The 17,411-nt window shown below is 59.6% G+C and carries 19 protein-coding genes; 6 read left to right on the plus strand and 13 right to left on the minus strand.

Translation table 11 applies throughout. The annotated features are described in order from the left end of the window. Nucleotides 1-220 precede the first annotated feature (220 nt). The 5 genes from EXR36_05745 to EXR36_05765 all read right to left on the minus strand — a co-directional run bounded on the left by EXR36_05745 (nucleotide 221) and on the right by EXR36_05765 (nucleotide 3,776). Nucleotides 221-859 carry a carbonic anhydrase gene (locus EXR36_05745; protein MSQ59146.1) on the minus strand — a complete coding sequence of 213 codons (639 nt, stop codon included), beginning with the start codon at nucleotides 857-859 and terminating at the stop codon, nucleotides 221-223. Nucleotides 860-965: 106 nt separating this feature from the next. Continuing rightward, nucleotides 966-1,400, minus strand: a complete 435-nt coding sequence (locus EXR36_05750; GenBank protein ID MSQ59147.1) for a PIN domain-containing protein — start codon at nucleotides 1,398-1,400, stop codon at nucleotides 966-968. A 3-nt stretch (nucleotides 1,401-1,403) separates the two neighbouring features. After that, nucleotides 1,404-1,634 carry a type II toxin-antitoxin system prevent-host-death family antitoxin gene (locus EXR36_05755; protein MSQ59148.1) on the minus strand — a complete coding sequence of 77 codons (231 nt, stop codon included), beginning with the start codon at nucleotides 1,632-1,634 and terminating at the stop codon, nucleotides 1,404-1,406. 84 nt (nucleotides 1,635-1,718) lie between these two features. Beyond that, nucleotides 1,719-2,528: an alpha/beta fold hydrolase gene (locus EXR36_05760; protein ID MSQ59149.1), complete on the minus strand. Its 810-nt coding sequence runs from the start codon at nucleotides 2,526-2,528 to the stop codon at nucleotides 1,719-1,721. Between the two features lie 12 nt (nucleotides 2,529-2,540). Further along, nucleotides 2,541-3,776: an MFS transporter gene (locus tag EXR36_05765; GenBank protein MSQ59150.1), complete on the minus strand. Its 1,236-nt coding sequence runs from the start codon at nucleotides 3,774-3,776 to the stop codon at nucleotides 2,541-2,543. A 74-nt stretch (nucleotides 3,777-3,850) separates the two neighbouring features. Between EXR36_05765 and EXR36_05770 the strand changes: the two genes are divergently transcribed. From EXR36_05770 to EXR36_05780, 3 genes are read left to right on the plus strand one after another with little or no spacing between them, the layout of a single operon-like run. After that, nucleotides 3,851-5,158: a class A beta-lactamase-related serine hydrolase gene (locus tag EXR36_05770; protein MSQ59151.1), complete on the plus strand. Its 1,308-nt coding sequence runs from the start codon at nucleotides 3,851-3,853 to the stop codon at nucleotides 5,156-5,158. 2 nt (nucleotides 5,159-5,160) lie between these two features. Beyond that, nucleotides 5,161-5,829, plus strand: a complete 669-nt coding sequence (locus tag EXR36_05775; protein MSQ59152.1) for a hypothetical protein — start codon at nucleotides 5,161-5,163, stop codon at nucleotides 5,827-5,829. Beyond that, nucleotides 5,826-6,626: an SDR family oxidoreductase gene (locus EXR36_05780; protein ID MSQ59153.1), complete on the plus strand. Its 801-nt coding sequence runs from the start codon at nucleotides 5,826-5,828 to the stop codon at nucleotides 6,624-6,626. Before EXR36_05775 ends, EXR36_05780 begins: the two co-directional genes overlap by 4 nt. A gap of 235 nt (nucleotides 6,627-6,861) precedes the next feature. On the opposite strand, the gene EXR36_05785 is transcribed toward EXR36_05780, so the two are convergent. Beyond that, nucleotides 6,862-7,464, minus strand: coding sequence for a hypothetical protein (locus EXR36_05785; protein MSQ59154.1), 603 nt, complete (start codon nucleotides 7,462-7,464; stop codon nucleotides 6,862-6,864). A 221-nt stretch (nucleotides 7,465-7,685) separates the two neighbouring features. Here EXR36_05785 and EXR36_05790 point away from each other — a divergent pair, with 221 nt between their 5' ends. The 3 genes from EXR36_05790 to EXR36_05800 are packed head-to-tail and all read left to right on the plus strand — an operon-like array spanning nucleotide 7,686 to nucleotide 10,293. Further along, complete coding sequence (locus EXR36_05790; protein MSQ59155.1) at nucleotides 7,686-8,900, plus strand: FAD-dependent oxidoreductase; 1,215 nt, start codon at nucleotides 7,686-7,688, stop codon at nucleotides 8,898-8,900. A gap of 14 nt (nucleotides 8,901-8,914) precedes the next feature. Then, nucleotides 8,915-9,355: a glyoxalase gene (locus tag EXR36_05795; GenBank protein ID MSQ59156.1), complete on the plus strand. Its 441-nt coding sequence runs from the start codon at nucleotides 8,915-8,917 to the stop codon at nucleotides 9,353-9,355. Next, on the plus strand, nucleotides 9,352-10,293 hold the full coding sequence (locus tag EXR36_05800) for a 2-phospho-L-lactate transferase (GenBank protein MSQ59157.1): 942 nt from the start codon (nucleotides 9,352-9,354) through the stop codon (nucleotides 10,291-10,293). The genes EXR36_05795 and EXR36_05800 overlap by 4 nt, the downstream gene beginning before the upstream one ends. 119 nt (nucleotides 10,294-10,412) lie before the next feature. Here the strand turns inward: EXR36_05800 and EXR36_05805 are convergent, their stop codons facing one another. The 7 genes from EXR36_05805 to EXR36_05835 all read right to left on the minus strand — a co-directional run bounded on the left by EXR36_05805 (nucleotide 10,413) and on the right by EXR36_05835 (nucleotide 17,404). After that, nucleotides 10,413-11,249: a phytanoyl-CoA dioxygenase family protein gene (locus EXR36_05805; GenBank protein ID MSQ59158.1), complete on the minus strand. Its 837-nt coding sequence runs from the start codon at nucleotides 11,247-11,249 to the stop codon at nucleotides 10,413-10,415. Nucleotides 11,250-11,337: 88 nt separating this feature from the next. Beyond that, nucleotides 11,338-12,000 carry a pyridoxamine 5'-phosphate oxidase family protein gene (locus EXR36_05810; protein ID MSQ59159.1) on the minus strand — a complete coding sequence of 221 codons (663 nt, stop codon included), beginning with the start codon at nucleotides 11,998-12,000 and terminating at the stop codon, nucleotides 11,338-11,340. Between the two features lie 166 nt (nucleotides 12,001-12,166). Then, entirely contained in the window at nucleotides 12,167-13,069 is a 903-nt protein-coding gene (locus EXR36_05815; GenBank protein ID MSQ59160.1) for a Tim44 domain-containing protein, read from the minus strand. Between the two features lie 239 nt (nucleotides 13,070-13,308). Then, entirely contained in the window at nucleotides 13,309-14,499 is a 1,191-nt protein-coding gene (locus EXR36_05820) for a CoA transferase (protein MSQ59161.1), read from the minus strand. A gap of 84 nt (nucleotides 14,500-14,583) precedes the next feature. After that, the gene (locus tag EXR36_05825; protein MSQ59162.1) at nucleotides 14,584-15,537 is read right to left on the minus strand and encodes a tripartite tricarboxylate transporter substrate binding protein; all 954 of its coding nucleotides are present in this window, start codon (nucleotides 15,535-15,537) and stop codon (nucleotides 14,584-14,586) included. 3 nt (nucleotides 15,538-15,540) lie between these two features. Further along, nucleotides 15,541-15,921: a cupin domain-containing protein gene (locus EXR36_05830; protein ID MSQ59163.1), complete on the minus strand. Its 381-nt coding sequence runs from the start codon at nucleotides 15,919-15,921 to the stop codon at nucleotides 15,541-15,543. A gap of 94 nt (nucleotides 15,922-16,015) precedes the next feature. Continuing rightward, complete coding sequence (locus EXR36_05835; protein ID MSQ59164.1) at nucleotides 16,016-17,404, minus strand: sulfatase; 1,389 nt, start codon at nucleotides 17,402-17,404, stop codon at nucleotides 16,016-16,018. Between the last annotated feature and the right edge of the window lie 7 nt (nucleotides 17,405-17,411).

Genomic DNA, 17,411 nt, shown 5'->3' on the forward strand with positions numbered 1-17,411 from the left:
CAATCTGCGCCTTCAACCCCACCAGCGGATCTCCCATCCGAGTGAGTTGCTCGGCGCGCTCTTGTACATCGAAGAATCCAGGCTGCTTGGGTTTGGGTTGCTTCCTGCGTTTGTCTTTCTTCATCGGCCTCGGGATCACTTTGCGCTTCTAGGCTTTTTATCACATCGATTCCATACACACTACTCTAGAATGCTGAATTATTAGAGGTGCCCATGATTCTTACCATTGCATGGTAGTTTTCGGAACTCCGTCGAAGAATTCGACGACTCCGCTCTTCAGCGAATATTCCGCGCCAACGACGAGCAAGCCATCGGTTTCGATCAACTGCTCGAGGATTTCGGAGCCGTGCCGCAGATGGCTCGCCGAAGCACGCACGTTGGCGCGGACCGCCTGGCGCAAAAGTGCGTCCCGGTTGTGTTCGAGTTCCGTGTCCAGCAAGGTCTCGACGGCGGGCCGGATGCGGTCCACGATGGCGCGCAAGTTTCGCGATTGGTCCTCTGTCGGGCGTGCAAGCTCCTCCAGCGTGGCCTCGATGGCACCGCATTGAGAGTGGCCCACCACCACGACGAGGCGGGTGCCGAAGCGCGCCGCGGCGAATTCCACGCTGCCCACTTGCGAGGGGGCGACAATATTGCCGGCCACACGGATGACGAAAAGGCCTCCCAGGCCTTGATCGAACACGATCTCTGCCGGCACTCGTGAATCCGAACATCCGAGAATTATGGCGAAGGGCTCCTGGCCATCGGCGAGTTCGCGGCGCCGGGTCCGGTTCGTGACTTCTCCGAGGCTACTGGCTTCGGCGACAAAGCGCAGGTTTCCTTCGCGTAGACGGTCGAGGGCTTCTATTGCTGGGATCATGGCGTCAATATAGAAGGGTGAAACGTCCAAAAATTTCGGCTACGGCAACCGTTATTCATAACGCCAACTGGTGGAGATTAAGTTGTCCTTGGAGTTGCTTCACGGCTCATATCCGGGAAGTGGGCATTTTTAGGGCTTCCGCAGCCTTGTTTAGTTTGTGGTCCAAAGCGGCAATTTCGCGCACCGCGCGCCTGGATGCAATAGCCAGATGCAAGGCATCGCCCGCCCGCAATCCGAGCGTGAATTCACGCAACATCGATTCCGCGAGGCGGAAATCCGTGGTCGTTACCTCCAAGATGGAGAGGTGGGGCAGAACCGTCTCTTCAAGTAACGCTATGGCGGCCTCACCTTGTCCACGGGTAATTTCCCTGTTTCTTACCTTAAGGCCAATCGCACTACTGAACTCCGTAATGGTCCATGTGCTCAAGGCCAGTTCCTTCTCTCCTTGGCTGCCCAGACTGGCACGCCAAGCACGTGCTTTTACTGATGCCGCCTCCGGAACAATCAAAGGAACTAGCACGCTCGTGTCCAGATAGATCATCCTTCAGTAGCGCGCTCGTTTACGCAATGATGGAACACTTGCCTTGCTCTTGCGCAAAGTTACATGAAACGCGTCAATCTTGGCCCAATCGATCTTCTTCTCATTCTGGCTCTCGGGAAGAATGCGCGCGACGGGCTTTCCTCGCTTGGTAATAATGACTTCCTCGCCGTTGCGCACTGCTTCGAGGATTGCGCTAAGGTGCGCTTTGACTTCCGCGACACTGTAGGCTCCCATCTCAGTTCTCCACGAATGTGGTCATTTAGATGGTCATGATGATACCATTTCAAACGGGAGCCTCCATCGTGGTCTTGAGTTCAATTACGCGGGGCGATGCCGCCGAAGAAAATCTCGCATTACTTCCGCGCATGCCTTGCCGTGCGAAAGCGGCAACCCGTGCTTCGCATGTGCGAACACTTGTAGCTCCGCGCCAGGAATGGCGGCGCGCATACTGGCCATCACCTCGAGGGGAATGAAGGGGCTGGCTTCCGGTGCGAGTAGGAGCGTTGGAGCCTTGATCTCGCTTAGTCGTGGCGTCAAGTCCGAAGCCAGGAGCAAATCCGCCAAGCCAAGAGTGGCATCCATGGAACAGGTTTCGTGAACGTGCGTGTACCAGGCATATACATCTGGCGCCAAACCGTCCGGATGAAACCGCCACGGCATCATTTGCCGGGCCCATGCAGCTTGCCCGCCTTGCGCGAGAATCTCGCGCCAGCCCTTGACGTTACCAACCAAGCCGCCCCGTGCCGCGGCGTTGGAAAGCGTTAGGCTCAATACGCGGTGGGGAATTTTCAATGCCGCGGCCAGCACGGCGGTGCCGCCGATGGATTCGCCCACGAGGTGAAAGCGTTCCGCCTGAACGGCGTTGGCGATTTGCAGTAGATCGTCCACGAGAACATCGAAGGTCCATGCAAAAGTCTTGGGTGGCACGACGGATTCGCCGAATCCGCGCATGTCGAAACGCACCAAGCGGTATTGCGTCGCGAGCACCGGCAACCAGTTTGCCCATATGTGCATGTTGGCGCCGATACCGTGATGAAAGATGATGGTTTGCGGATCTGGCACCCATGAGGGTACGAGATTACAAACGTCGTAATGCAGATGTCCGGAATGGGTTTGGAGGATTGGCATGGGCGTGAAACCTCAATCGTAGACCGCCAGTTGCTTCCCGCGCGTTTCGGGAAACAGGGAAACCGTGAGAATGACCACGAAGAATCCGATCACGGCGACGATACCGATGGATTTGCCCAAGGCCATGCCGCCGCTCAAATATCCTACCAAGGGCGCGGTGAAGGCACTCAAGCCGCGTCCGAAATTGTAGGTGAATCCTTGGCCGGAGCCGCGAACACGGCTGGGGAAAAGCTCCGTCAGGAAAGGACCGCAGCCACTGAAGTTTCCCGAGACGAAGAAGCCCAAGGGAAATCCCAGATAAAGCATTACTTCATTGCTGATGGGCACTAACGTGTAGAGCACCGCAATGGCGGCCGAGCCCGCCGCGAAGATGAAGAACGTCATGCGCCGCCCGATGTGGTCGGAGAGATAGGCCGCGACGATGTATCCGAGAAACGAACCCACTATGATGACCATCGTGTACCACCCCGTATTCAGGACGGAAAGCCCGCGTTCCGTTTTGAGGTAGGTGGGTAACCAGGTGAACACGGCGAAGTAGCCCACCATCATGCCCGTGGTCATCAGGCACGCGAGCAACGTGGTGCGCAACATGGGGGGCGAAAAAATCTCCAGGAAATGCCCGCCGCGTTGCTTGACTTCGTCCTTCGTGGCTTGATAGACCTGGGGTTCCTTCACATAACGCCGGATGTAGAACACCAGCAAGGCGGGCAGGATGCCGGCCCAGAACATGGCCCGCCATGCCCATTCCTCCGGCAACAGGCTGAACATCAGCAGGAAGAGCAGATTGGCACCTGCCCAACCGACAGCCCAACCGCTTTGCATGGTGCCCACGGCCTTGCCGCGGTGTTCCGGGCGAATCATCTCGCCGATCAGCACCGCGCCGACGGCCCATTCACCCCCAAAGCCAAGGCCTTGCAAGGCACGCGTGACCAGCAGTTGTTCGAAGGAATTGGTGAAGCCGCAGAGGAACGTGAAGAACGCGAACCACAGAACGGTAAGTTGGAGAACGCGAACGCGTCCGTACTTATCGGCCAGGATCCCTGCCGTCCACCCCCCCACGGCGGAGGCCAGTACGGTGGCGGTGGTGATGTAACCGGCCTCGACCTTGGACATCCCCCAGAGCGTAATGAGGGTTGGAATCACGTAGAAATAGACCATGACGTCCACGGCATCCACGGCCCAGCCGCCAAATGTGGCTGTGAGCGTCCTGCGCTCAGACGTAGTGAGCTCCTTGAGCCATGCGAACATTTTCTCCCCCGGTAGTTGTTATAGGCGGAATGATATGGCATAACGGGCATCATCTGAAAATAACCGGAGGAGCCATGACAATAAGATGGATTCAGCATGGGGCAGCTCTTGCCGTCCTAACCGTATGCGCATGGGTTGTCCAGGCGCAGGATCTGCCGCTTGCCAAGCCGGAAGACGCGGGGATGTCTTCCCAAAGCCTGGAACGGCTGGACAGCACCTTCAAACGCGAGATTGACCAAGGCCGCCTGCCTGGCGTGGTAATGATGGTGCTGCGCCGCGGCCGTCTGGTCTATTCGGCTGCCATGGGTGTCCAGGAGCCCGGCAAGCCCATGACTCGCGATTCGATCTTCCGGCTTTATTCGATGACCAAGCCGTGGGTATCCGTCGCGGCAATCATGTTGATGGAGGAGGGCGCCCTTCAACTCTCGGATCCTGTCTCGAAGTTTCTTCCATCCATGAAGGGGATGCAGGTCAGCGTTGCCAGGATCGATCCCGCTTTGGGCAAGGTGAGCTACACGCAAGTTTCCGCCGATCGCGAGATAACGGTGCAAGATCTTCTGCGCCATACCGCAGGCCTCGTCTATGGTGAGCTTTCGGTGAATGCGCCGGTGAAAGAGGCCTACACCAAGGCGGGTTTCTATTCTCCCGAAGTCAGTTTCGATCTGCGCGCGATGACTCCGGCGGAACAGGTGGAGCGGCTATCGAAAGCCCCGCTCGCGCAACAGCCCGGAGCGGTGTGGGAGTACGGGTTGGCCTCCGACGTGCTGGGTCGCGTGGTGGAAGCGGCGAGCGGCAAGAGGCTCTCGGAGTTTCTCGCGGAGCGTTTGTTCAAGCCCCTGAAGATGACAGACAGCGGATTCTCGGTGCCCAAGGATAAACTCGCACGCATGGCCCAGCCTTTCGAAAAAGATCACGCAACGGGTACCCCCAACCGCTTGATCGACATATCGAAGGTTCCTGGGAACGATTCGGGCGGTGCCGGTGGCGTGGGCACGGCGGCGGATTACTTGCGCTTTTGCCAGATGCTGCTCAATGGCGGGCAGTGGAATGGCGTTCGCATACTCAGCCGTACCAGCGTTGCCTTGATGACTTCCGATCACTTGGGCACGAAGATCCAAGCGCCTCTTACCCCGGGCGAACTGCTCTTCGGGGTACAGGGCTACACCTTCGGTTTGGGCTTTGCCGTGCGCCAAGGCCCGGGCGTTTCGCAGGTGCCTGGTTCCGCGGGTGAATACATGTGGGCCGGTTTCGCCGGGACCTACTTCTACGCCGATCCAAAAGAGGAGTTGATCGGCATCTACATGTCGCAAGCCCCCGGCGCTACCCGGCAGTACTACCGGCGCTTGTTCAAGCAACTGGTTTCTCAAGCCATCACGGATTGAATATGCCATCCGGATTTCTTCTCATCACCCACGATGTCGGCACCGCCAGCGAGAGCGAATTCCAATCTTGGTACCAGTTCGAGCATCTAGACGAGCGCTTGGGCGTGCCGGGCTTTCTCACGGCGCGCCGTTACATCTCCCAAGCCAGCGCCCAGCGCTACGCGGCCATGTACGAAACGCTCTCGCCGGATGTGTTGCGTTCGCCCGCCTATGCGGCGCTGATGGGAAAACCCAGCGAGAAAACTCGCGCCATCATGCCGCACTTCAAGGACGTCACGCGCATCATCGGGCGCGTGGCGTTCAAGCACGACCGTGGCGCTGGTGGCGCGGGGGCGATTCTCTTCCTGGACCGGCCCAATGCGACGGATGACGATGCCCAGTCCATCGGACGGATCGCCATGCAGGCGCGGGCCGCGGGCCTGGCCCCCGAGGCGGTGCGAGTGGTCGTGGTGGAGCACGATAACGTGGGCGTGGATACACCGGAATCGAGATACCGACCAACGCCCGACCGCAAAGCACACGTGGCGTTAGTCGTGGAGTGGCTGCAAGCTACCTCCGCGGATGTGCAAGAACTGCGAACCTCTCTCGCGCGAGCGGGGTGGAAGGTGGAGAGCGACCGCGGCGGGTTGTACCGGCTGCTGTGCGCACGCGTGCGCGAGGCGGTGCCATGAGACTCCAAGGAAAAACCGCCATCATCGTCGGTGCCGGCCAAAGCCCAGGGGAAGGTATCGGAAACGGCCGTGCCACCGCGCTGCGCTTCGCGCGCGAGGGCGCCAAAATTCTCGCCGTGGACCGCGACCTCGCCTCCGCCGAAGAAACCGTTGCCATGATCGCCGCCGAGAAGGGCGAAGCCGCCGCCTTCCAAGCTGATGTCACTCAGGAATCCACTCTCGCCGCCGCCGTTCAATTCGCGCACAAGCTGTGGGGGCACATCGATATCTTGCACAACAACGTTGGAGTGAGCATCGGCGGGGGCGATGCGGTGCTGGCGGATATCACCGAGCAAATCTTAGATCGCGTCAGCGCCATCAATCTGCGCGGCACCATCATGGCCTGCAAGCACGTCATCCCAATCATGCGTGCGCAGCGCAGCGGTGTCATCATCAACATCTCTTCCATCGCGGCGTGGATCGATTATCCCCTCGTGGCCTATAAAGCCACCAAGGCGGCGATGATCGCCTTCACGCAGCAACTCGCATTGCAAAACGCCGCTTACGGTATTCGCGCCAACGTCATCTTGCCGGGTTTGATGAATACCCCCATGGCCGTGGATACGCGCGCTCTAACCTTCGGAAAATCCAGGGACGCCGTGGTCGCCGAACGCGACGCGAAAGTCCCTCTGCGCGGTAAGATGGGCACGGCGTGGGATGTGGCCAATGCGGCACTATTTCTCGCTTCCGATGAGGCGAACTTCATTACCGGCGTGTCGCTGCCGGTGGATGGGGGAGCGTTGGTGCGGGTTGGCTGACCAAGCTCATGCTTTGGTCTCGGAGGTTCGGGTGGGTCTTTTCAGGGTGAAGTGGACCCCACCATCGAGACAGATCTGACGGTAGTTTAAGCTGCACCCGATTTCATACAGCTGGACGGCGCTGCCCCGATTTTTGCATTCTGCATTGCTGACTCATTCTCAATTCTGACTTCCCCGAATTCAGTCGCCGTGGAGCGAAGCGTAATGGGGAGTCCCTGCGTTGCCCCGTACTTATCTATGGTAGGAATCTACAAAAAGCTGCAGTAAGCATATTGGCAGGATATATTTTTTTACAATGTCCACCTAAAAAACTGAAGCCAGGTGGACAAGTCGCGGCAACGGTTAGGGTGCAAGCATAGCCGTTCGATGATGTTAAAGATAGATTTCCTCCCTGAGGACAGTCATAAACTGCTGCACCTCTGTCCAATACGCCGATTGTGTGATCAGCTCCGCCGGTGGCTAAGTTTCCGGCTTTTGATATGGCTCGGACAATGTCATTGTCTAGGGCGCCCGCGGCTGCCACGACGATGCTGCCCAAAAATCCGGTTTTCCCGCCCTGGACACGTAATTGCAGCGTGCTGCGCTGCGCGATCAGCCAGACCATGAGCAACGCTCCGCCATAGGAGAATAGTTTGACCAACTGCGACGCGGTGAGCTTCGCGGTACCGAGTGTGGCCCGCTTGAACAGAGTCAAATCGCCCAGCAGGCTCCCGAGTAACATCAGCACGAATATGATCACCATGTAGGGGGCCAGCCAAGCCCAGCTTGCGGCCGGCGCCGCGACGGAAGGGGCGGGCGCGGATTCGATGGGCATCGAAGGTGCCGTCTGGGTGGTCATGGGGTTTTCTCCTCTTGGTACAAGACAAAGTGCGGGAGCCGGGAATCTAATCCAGGCCATGGCCGCATGGTTCATGGGCAAAACTTTCCGCTGGCCGGAAGTTGCGGTCCACCCATATCGGACGCGAGGGCGGAACCTTGATGCCCCGCCCGCCCTGGGGATTGGCTCCCACCGAAACGCAAGGGATAATGGCGCGTTAAAGCAAGCAAACCGAACATCTCGTGAAGAATAGAAGGGCTCTGATCATTGGCGGTTCTGTTGCCGGCCTGTTCGCCGGCAACCTGCTGCGCCAGCACGGCTGGGAGGTGGAGATCTACGAACGCGTGGCGGAGCCCCTCTCCAGCCGGGGCGCGGGGATTGCCACCCATGAGGAATTACTCGATCTTCTGCAACGCGTGGGGGTGCCGGCGGGGGAGACAGTGGGCGTGAGCTTGCGCTCCCGCGTGGTATTCGGTTCTTCCGGCGATATCGTGGGCGAACTGGAATATCCGCAAGTTCTCACGTCCTGGGGGCGGATCTATGAATTGCTCCTGGCGCAGTTTCCTTCCGGACAATATCGCCAAGGCGTGTCGGTCCTTCGCGTGGAGCAAAACGACACCGAAGTGACGGCGCATTTCGATGATGGCAGCCGCCGCGGCGCGGACCTGTTGGTTGCCGCCGACGGGACTCGGTCCACCATTCGCGCGCAGTTTCTGCCGCAAGTGACGCCGCTCTATGCGGGCTATGTGGCGTGGCGCGGCGTGGCAGAGGAGCCTCACCTGAGCCCCGAGACCAACGAAGATTTGTTCGGCCGCTTCAGTTTTTGTCTGCCTCCCGGGGAACAGTTGGTGGGCTATCCCATCGCGGGGGATGGCAACAGCGCCGAGCCCGGTAAGCGCCGCTACAACATCGTTTGGTACCGGCCGGCGGACGAGAAGACCGATCTGGTGAGCATGCTCACGGACGCCCAGGGCAAGGTGCATGAATTCGGCATCCCGCCGCCCCTCATTCGCCAGGAGGTCATCGCCAAGGTGCGCGCCGATGCGCACCGGCTGTTGGCTCCCCAATTCGCGGAGGTCCTGTACCGTACGGCCCGCCCGTTCTTTCAGCCCATCTACGATCTGGAGTCACCGAGCCTCGTATTTGGGCGCGTGGTGCTCATCGGGGATGCGGCCTTCGTGGCGCGTCCCCACGTGGGCATGGGCGTGACCAAGGCGGGGAGCGATGCCGCAGCCCTTGCCGATGCGCTGGCGAACCCGGCGGCGCGGTATAGTGAAGCCTTGCGGGAATTCGAGAAAAAACGCTTGCATGTGGGAACGGCCATGATCGCGCGGGCACGCCATCTTGGCGCATACATGCAGGCGCAGATTCGCAACGAACAGGAGCGCGCCATGGCGGAGCGCTACCGAACACCCGAGGCGGTGATGCGCGAAACCGCCGTCGCATTCGCAATTTAGACCAAGGAGGCAACATGGCCATAGGGAAACTCGATCACTACACCATCCGCACCACGGACTTGGAGGCATCCCGCAAGTTCTACACGGAAGTCATGGGATTCACCGTGGGCCACCGCCCGCCCTTCAATTTCCCTGGGATTTGGCTGTACAACGGCACGACATTCCCCGAGACCTACGGCGTGGTGCATATCATCGGAGTCGATCCCAACGACAAGGAAGCGCTCAACGCCTACATGGGCGACCGCTACGATGTCAGCATGTTGAAGGGCACCGGCACCGTGGACCACATGGCGTTTCGCGCCACCGGGTTCGAGGAAACCAAGGACAATCTGCGTAAACAACAGGTGCCCTTCCGCGAGGCGACGGTTCCCAACCTCGGATTGCACCAGGTATTCCTGGAAGATCCGAGCGACGTCACCATCGAGCTGAACTTCTTCGCCAACGATCAGGGGTGATACTCGCCCTGGCGGGTGGAGTCGGCGGCGCCAAGCTCGCCACGGGCTTGGCTCGCGCACTGCCCCCGTCCGAACTCATGATAGTCGTCAACACAGCTGATGACTTCGAGCACTTGGGCCTGCACATCTCGCCCGACCTCGACACCGTGATGTACAACCTCGCCGGTGTCCATGATCCGGAACTGGGGTGGGGTATCGCCAACGAGACCTGGAACTTCATGGCGGCGTTGAAAATGCTGGGCGGCGAGACTTGGTTTCAGTTGGGCGACCGCGACCTCGCCACCCACCTCGAGCGTACACGCCGGCTGAAAGCAGGGGAGGGATTGACCAGCGTCACCCAAGCTCTCCACAGAAGCCTGGGCGTACAGCACGCCATCGTCCCCATGAGCGACGATTCGGTGCGAACCATCGTTCACACCGAAAGCGGCCGCCTGGCTTTCCAGGATTATTTTGTGCGGCTCAAATGCGAACCCGCGGTGAAAAGGATCGAGTACGAAGGCGCCGCGCGGGCACGGCCAAGCGCGGCATTCAGCGCGACGCTCGGCGATGAGCGATTGCGCGGCATCGTGATCTGCCCGTCCAACCCGTTCTTGAGCGTGGCGCCTATTCTTGCAATTCCCGGTGTGCGAGAGAAACTTCAATCCAGGCAGGTACCAGTGATCGCGGTGTCCCCCATCGTGGGCGGGCGAGCCATCAAGGGGCCGGCGGCGAAGTTGTTTCAGGAGCTAGGCAAGGAAGCCTCGGTCACCGAGGTAGCGCGCTTCTATCGCGGGTTGGTGGATAAGCTGGCGATCGACGAAGTGGACCGGCCATCGATGAGCGCGATCCGCGACTTGGGAATCGAACCGGTGGTGGCTAGGACGGTGATGAGCAGCGATGCGGACAAGGAGCTATTGGCTAGGGAAGTAGTGAGCGCATGCGTGCCGGGATTGTCATGACCAGCGGCCGCCAAAATGTCATTCACCTCCTCTAACCATGGACCACACGGAATACACGGAAAATTCCAGGTTCTAGTTTTATTCCGTGTGTTCCGTGGTTAATGCTCTTCTCTCGATTCTCACCCCACCGCCGCCGAACTCACGGTCCCGCCCGCATAACGCTTGTGCCACGAATCGTGGCCGTGGGTGAGGTCGTTCTTGTCGGTACGGTCCGCGCCGCGCATCAACCATAGAGGCTGCTCGTAAATGTTGAAAGGGGTGTTGTCGCGCCGTTGGTCCACCAAAGAGCGGTCGTAGTACGAGGTGGCCGGCATGTAGCGCATGATGAGCGCGCCACGGCGCTGGCCGGAATTGTTGGCGAGGGATCCGTGGATGAGGCGCACGTCGTGCAGCGATATCTGGCCGGGTTCCAATTCGATATTCACGGCGTCGGCTTCGTTGAATTGATCCTGGTCGAGTTCCAGATTGAGCACCAGATTCTCGCGATTCGAAACGTGATGCCGGTACATCTCTTTTCGATTGTGCGAACCCGGAATGAAGCGCATGCAGCCGTTGAGGGTGGATACTGGATCGATGGCGACCCAGGCGGAGCAGGTGGCGAGCGGCCGCATGGGCCAATACTCGCCATCTTGGTGCCACGGCACCTCGCGTCCTTTCACCGCCGGTTTGCACAGGATACGCGTGATCCACAAGATGATGTCGCGGCCGATCAACTGCTCGATCATGTCCAGCAACGCCGGATGCCGCGCCGCCGTCATGAATGGGTTGGCGTTAGCGCCATCCACTGGCGGTAGCATGTGCGGATTGGCGAGATCCTCCTGCTTGACGTCGGTGTAGGCCGCCAGAAGATCCGCCATTCCTTTTTGCAGCCGTTTGAGCAATTCATCCGGCAACCGAAAGTTCGGAATGACGTAGCCACGCTCGTGGTAATGCTCGATTTCTTTCTCGGTCAACATGCAACAAACTCCTAAAGAACAAGCCGGGCTTCGCGAATTCAGCCCAACCTACGCCCCCTCACGTTTCACCCTTCACGCTTCACGGTTCTTAGGCTTCTTCACTACCTTGGTACAACTTTCCGAACCAATCCTCGACCGTGAGCAATCCGCCGGCCTTCGCGGCCTTGCCTTGATCCTTGGCCGGCAGGGCGTCTTGCACGATATCCATGCGCTTCCAGCCGGCGAGCGGGGTTTCGCAAGCCTTGCGTGGCACGTAGCGGGAAGCCTTGACCTTTTCGAAGCGATGCACATAGCGCGGGCAATTGGGCCATAGGCCTTCGACGGTGACTCTCACAATGCCTTGAGCTTCGGCGTAGTCCAGCATGAGCGGGTCGTTCATGTCGGCCTTGGCGGTGCCTTGCACGCGCAAGCGGTTGGGGGTGGTGAAGTCGATGAACAGCATGCCGATCTTGGCGTTACCCGCGATGTTGCCCCAGGAGTAGAACATCCCGTTGCCGTCGTAGAAGGGAAAGGCGATGGTCTTGCTGTCCACCACTCTTACGAATCCCGGATCGCCTCCCTTGTAGGAAACGGTCGGATTGCCGTTCTGGTCCACGGTGGACAAAAAAAACATGTCGCGCGATTCGATGAAGGTCTTGGTGTTGGCATCGACTTCCTTGGCGATGAAGCCGCCTTCGATCAAATCCGCCAAACGGCGCGTGTCGAATTGGTCCTGCAACGCGCGATGCTGCGCGCCGTAAACATTGCTCATGTGCTCCTCCGGTAGTTGTTTTGGTCAGCCAAGCGCGAACGAGGAGGATGCTATCAGGAAACTTCCCGGGGGTACCGAGGAACGTTGGGCTCCAATGCATTCAGCCCAACCTACACACCTCGGTAGGTTGGGCTGAACTTGCGAAGCCGAACAAAGCGCCCAACAGTTATTGGATCTGCTGAACCCCCGCCAACAGCCATCCGGAGCGCCCGCTCTTGGGCTTGGCCAGATTCCATACTTCCTGGAACGGCTCCGCCGCCGCGTTGGGGGCTTCCCTGATGGCGCCTTTCAGGCGAACGCTGGCCAAATCTTCCCTCGCGCTGGCTTCAACTCCCAGCACTTCGGCCTCGAGGTCAATCACCTCGGTCTGCGTTTTTTCGCCCTTGAGTTCCGAGAGCTGCATCTTGATCTCGGCGTACATTTCAGGCGTGGTGAATTCGCGGATATCGGCTAGTTCCTTCGCATCCCAGGCCGCTTGCAGGCGGATGAAATGCACCTTGGCGCTGCGCTCGAAGCCTTCCTTGTCGAAATCCGCCGGGATTCCCCAGTTGGCGGCACCGGCGAAGGAGGACATCACCGAATTGGACGCGCCTCCTGGTAGCGGGGCCTGCGCGGAAAAATCGCTACTCTGCGGGCTCGCACCCGCGTAAACGTGTTCCTGGCGCGGCTGGGCTACGCTGGGTTGGCCACGGCGAAGCATGCGCCATACGAACATGGCCGCCATCGCTAAGAGCAGGATCATGAGAATGCTGCCGAAGCCTTCCGAAAGACCGAGATGGGAAAACAGTGCCGCCAATCCCAAACCTGCCGCGATACCGGCGAGAGGGCCAAGCCAGCGGTTGCGTTGGGCTTGCTGCGGGGCCGCCCCTGGAGCAGTCTGGGTGGGGGCCGCTGCTGCATTAGCGGGCGCGGCTTGTTTGTTCACGTTGCCCGACTGCCGCCCGAAACTCTTACCGCCTCCGAAGCGCCGGGCCGCCTCGGCATCTTGAGCGACCATGGCTAGAGAGCTGCCCAGAGCGATGGCGATGACGGCGAAGCGTGAGATCCATGTGCGAGAGGTGCTGGTCATAGATTTAGTAAGACTCCTATTGGTGAGAGCAAGGTGAAACTGGGGTTTCGATCCCGCGAATCCAGGGCGGTTCCCCATATTCGTCAGGATTTTGGTAATCGCAATACCTTATTCCGCGATGAGGCAGTGGATGGGCGGCATGGGCGCCAAGCGCGGGATCATCGATTCGCGGAAGTAACGGTCCGCATGGTACTCCTTCGCCTAGGTGCATGCCGCCCATGCAAAATGCGCTCAGTGGATCACGACGCACACAACGTAACGCCTTGCTTTGCAAGCTCCCGGATTTCGCTATCGCTGTATCCAAGTTCCGCCAGCACTTGCGCGGAGTGCTCGCCCAGCCGCGGCACGAATCCTCCCGCGGCGGGTGGCGATTCGGACCAACCCGTGGGCGTGCGCATGGTGCGGATCTTACCTTCGGTGGGATGCTCTTCAATGGAAAAGAACCCCGTGGCGGCATGGTGCGGATCGGATATCACATCCTCCACCCGGTTCATGGGCGAAACCGGGACATCGGCCTTTTCCAGAATGGAAATCCACTGCGCGGTGGTCTTGGTCTTGAAAATTTTCTCGAGGAAGGCATAGACCTCGGCAATGTGGTTGGCGCGCACCGCGTGGTTGGAGAAGCGCGCGTCCTCCAGCACTTCAGAGCGTCCGATGGCGCCCAGGAAGCTGCGCCATTGTTTGTTGTTGTACACGAGCGCGCATAGGTAACCGTCTTGAGTGGCGTAGGGCCGCCGGTGGCGCAAGCGCGTGTACCCCGTGGCGCCAATGGGAGGTTCATAGCCCATGCCGGCGATGTGATCGCCCATCACGAAGTGTGTGATGCTCTCGAACATGGGCACCTCCACGGATTGGCCCTTGCCGGTGCGCTCGCGATAGAACAAGGCCGAGGTCACGGCGTAGACGGCGTGCAGGCCGGTCACGCGGTCCGCCAGGTTGAGCGGCACATAGCGTGGCGCCCCGCCTTCTTGCAAGGAGATGGCGGGTAATCCGGTGGCGCCTTGAATCAAATCGTCGTAGGCTGCTTGGCCCGCCTTGGGTCCTCGCTGAGAATAGCCATAGGCACCCACGTAAATAATCTTGGGGTTCGCCGCGCGCACGTCCTCGTAGGAAAGACCTAGGCGGCCCATGGCGGAAGGGCGCACGTTGTAGACCAGCACGTCCGTCTTCGGCAGTAAACGCATGATGACCTCACGGCCCCCGGGTTTTTTAAGATCGAGCACGATGGCGCGCTTGCCGCGGTTCAAGTTCATGAACAGGTGGCCCATGTGCGGGCTTCGCATGGGACTCACGTCGCGCATGTTGTCACCTTCGTGGGATTCCACCTTGAGGACTTCAGCGCCAAGTTCGGCGAGGATTTGGGTCGCGAAGGGACCCATGACTACGGTGGTGAGATCGAGAATTCTCACGCCTTCAAGCGGACCGGGCATTGCGATTAATTGTTCTGGGGTGGAAAAATGACGCTGGCTATTTTGCTTGCGACCCTATTTCTTGTAGCCCGATTACTTGTAGCCCTATTCAGGCTGAATACCGGCCGCTTTCACCAGCCGCCCCCAATGGTTGATTTCCTCTTGCATGAAAGTGCCGAAAGGTGCCGGTGGCATGGGCGCTAGTTCCACGCCCACGGAAGCGAGTTTGGCACTCATTTCGGGAAGCGCCAGCAGACTCAACAGTTCCTTCGACAGGCGGCCGGTCACGGCCTTGGGCGTTCCGGCTGGCGCAACGATGCCGATCCACGGCGTGAACTCGAAACCCTTCAGCGTCTCGCCGATGGGGGGCAATTCGGGCATCAACGCCGTGCGCTTGCGCATGGGAACCGCCAGGGCTCTGAGCTTGCCCGATTTCACCTGCGGCACCGACACAGCGAAATCGCAGATCATCATATGGATCTCTCCGCTGATGAGGTCGATGATGGCTTGCTGGCTCGCCTTGTACTGCACACCCACCGTGGAAACCTTGGCCATGACGTTGATGGTTTCCGCGCTCACCAGCGACGTGCTGTTCGAAGTTCCGTAGGTGAGCTTGCCTGGATTGGCGCGAGCATAGGCAATGAGTTCCTCCACGTTCTTCACGGGTAGCGAGGGATTGACCACCAGCATGAATGGAATGGTTCCGATGCGCGCCACCGGGATGAAATCCTTCACGGGGTCGTAGGGAAGTTTCTTGTACAAGTGCACATTGGCGGCGTGCGGCGTATTCGTGGTGGCCATGATCGTGTAGCCATCGGGCGGGCTCTTGGCCGCGAAGGAGGCGCCCAGTTGCCCATTGGCGCCGGGCCTGGTATCGACAATGACGTTCTGGCCCAAGCGTTTGCCTAGTTCATGGCCGATCACGCGCGCCACCGCGTCGGTCAAACTCCCCGGCGCGAAGGGTACGATCAAGCGCACTGGTTTGTTGGGATAAGAGTCCTCCGCGCGTACGCCGGTGGCGCATGCGAGCGCGACCGCAATGACGGCTATTAATCTCATCGCTTAACCCTTCACCGCACGCTGGGGATTCTCTTCGTAGGGTGGCGAGTAAATCACCAAGACCTTGACCGGTTCATCGCTGGTCACCGTGAAAATGTGACGGGCATTGGCGGGAAAGAAGCAGCAGTCCCCCGGCCCCAATTCGCAGACCTCGCCATTCACCTCCGCCCGTGCCCGGCCCTCCAGCATGTAGCACACTTGCTCGATTCCGGGATGGGCATGAGGCAAGGCACCCTTGTTCTTTTCCACCACGCCTAAAACAACTTCGATGTTCTTGGCGCCAACGTTTTCCGGGCCGATCAAGCGGCGATTGACCGTGCCCGTGTGGTTGGCGGGATGGTAGGGCGTGACGTCTTGCGGTTTGACGAAATAGCGAGGTGGCATGAGGATGCGAAGAATTGATAAAGACGCTATGTTGGCATAACTGGGGCTATGGGACGCCACACTGAAAATATTCACCACGGAGGTTGTATAGCCTTCACCTTCGCGCCGGATTCGCCCGCCACAGTGCCGCTACTCCCTTCGTTGTGGACGACTCCTCCAGTTTTAGCGCGGGCAGCATGTCGTAGGCGTATTCGTTGAGCTTGCCCAGCATTTCCTTGGCGCGGTCTGGGTAGCGCTGCGCGACGTTGTCCGCTTCTTCTGGATCGTTGGCGATGCGGAAGAGTTCCACCTTGCTGGGCAGGGCGGCATGAACGATCAGTTTGTATTCCCCCACGCGCAGCGCCCCGTGAAAATCCTCCACGTTGAGCAAGATCTCCTTGCGCGGGCTGCGGGTGGCGCCGGTGAGCGCGGACCACAAATCCATGCCGTCGAGCTTTTTCTTGGGATCGGCGGACGCCCCCGCCAGCGCCAGCAAGGTGGCGGGAAAGTCGGTGACGTGAACCGGATCGGTGATGACGGTCTTGGGCGCAATCTTGCCCGGCCAAAAGGCAAGCGCTGGTACGCGCAAACCGCCTTCGTAAAGGCTGCCGCGCCCCTCGCGGAATACGCCGTTGTCGCCCCCTTGCTCCTCCACGTCGCCATCGCCTGTGGGGAATTTCGTTGCCATGGCCGCGCCGCTATCGCTATGGAACAAGATGAGAGTGTTCGCCAATTGCCCGCGTTGTTCGAGGCTGCTCACCACCTCGCCGATGGCTTGGTCCAAGGCCGTCACAGCGGCGGCGTAACGGCGCTGGGGTTCATCCTTGATGCTGGAATAGGAATCGAGCAATTCCTTGGTGGCCCCGTAAGGTGCGGCTGGTGCGCTGAAGGAGAGCATCACGAACCAAGGTTGGGTTGTGCTTGCGAGGAAACCCGCCGTGTACTTGCCTAGCAGCGCGCTTACCCATCCTTCCACCTTGGCCGGTTTATCGTTCAGGCGCCAATCGGTTTTGGTGGTCTTCTTGATAATGGAGTCCGCGGGTTGGGTGAGCGGCCCGTAGAAATGATCGAATCCGCGTTTATTGGGGAGGCACTCCGGCTGCGCGTGGCCCAATTGCCATTTGCCAACGAAGGCGGTGCCATAGCCCGCTTCCTTGAGCGCTTGGCCGAGGGTACGTTCCTCGGTGGACAAGCAATAGGCGCTCGCCGCGGTGAGGGTGCCTGTTTGAAGGCCGTAGCGCATGGGGTAGCGACCCGTGATCGCGGCCGCGCGCGTTTGGCTGGAGCTGGGTTGGACGTAGAAGGCGTTCAACATCGCCCCACCGGTAGCAAGTTTGTCCAAGGTCGGTGTGCGTGGGGTGCCGCCATGAAAACCAACGTCCTTCCATCCCAGATCATCGGCCACGATGTAGAGGATGTTGGGTTTGTCCGCACCCCAGCCATACAGGGGAAGAAGTAAACAAGCCAAGCCGAACAGCGCAGTGCGGAGAAAGTAGTTGGCCATGGTCGGA

It is taken from the genome of Betaproteobacteria bacterium, assembly GCA_009693245.1.
Lineage (GTDB): Bacteria > Pseudomonadota > Gammaproteobacteria > Burkholderiales > SHXO01 > SHXO01.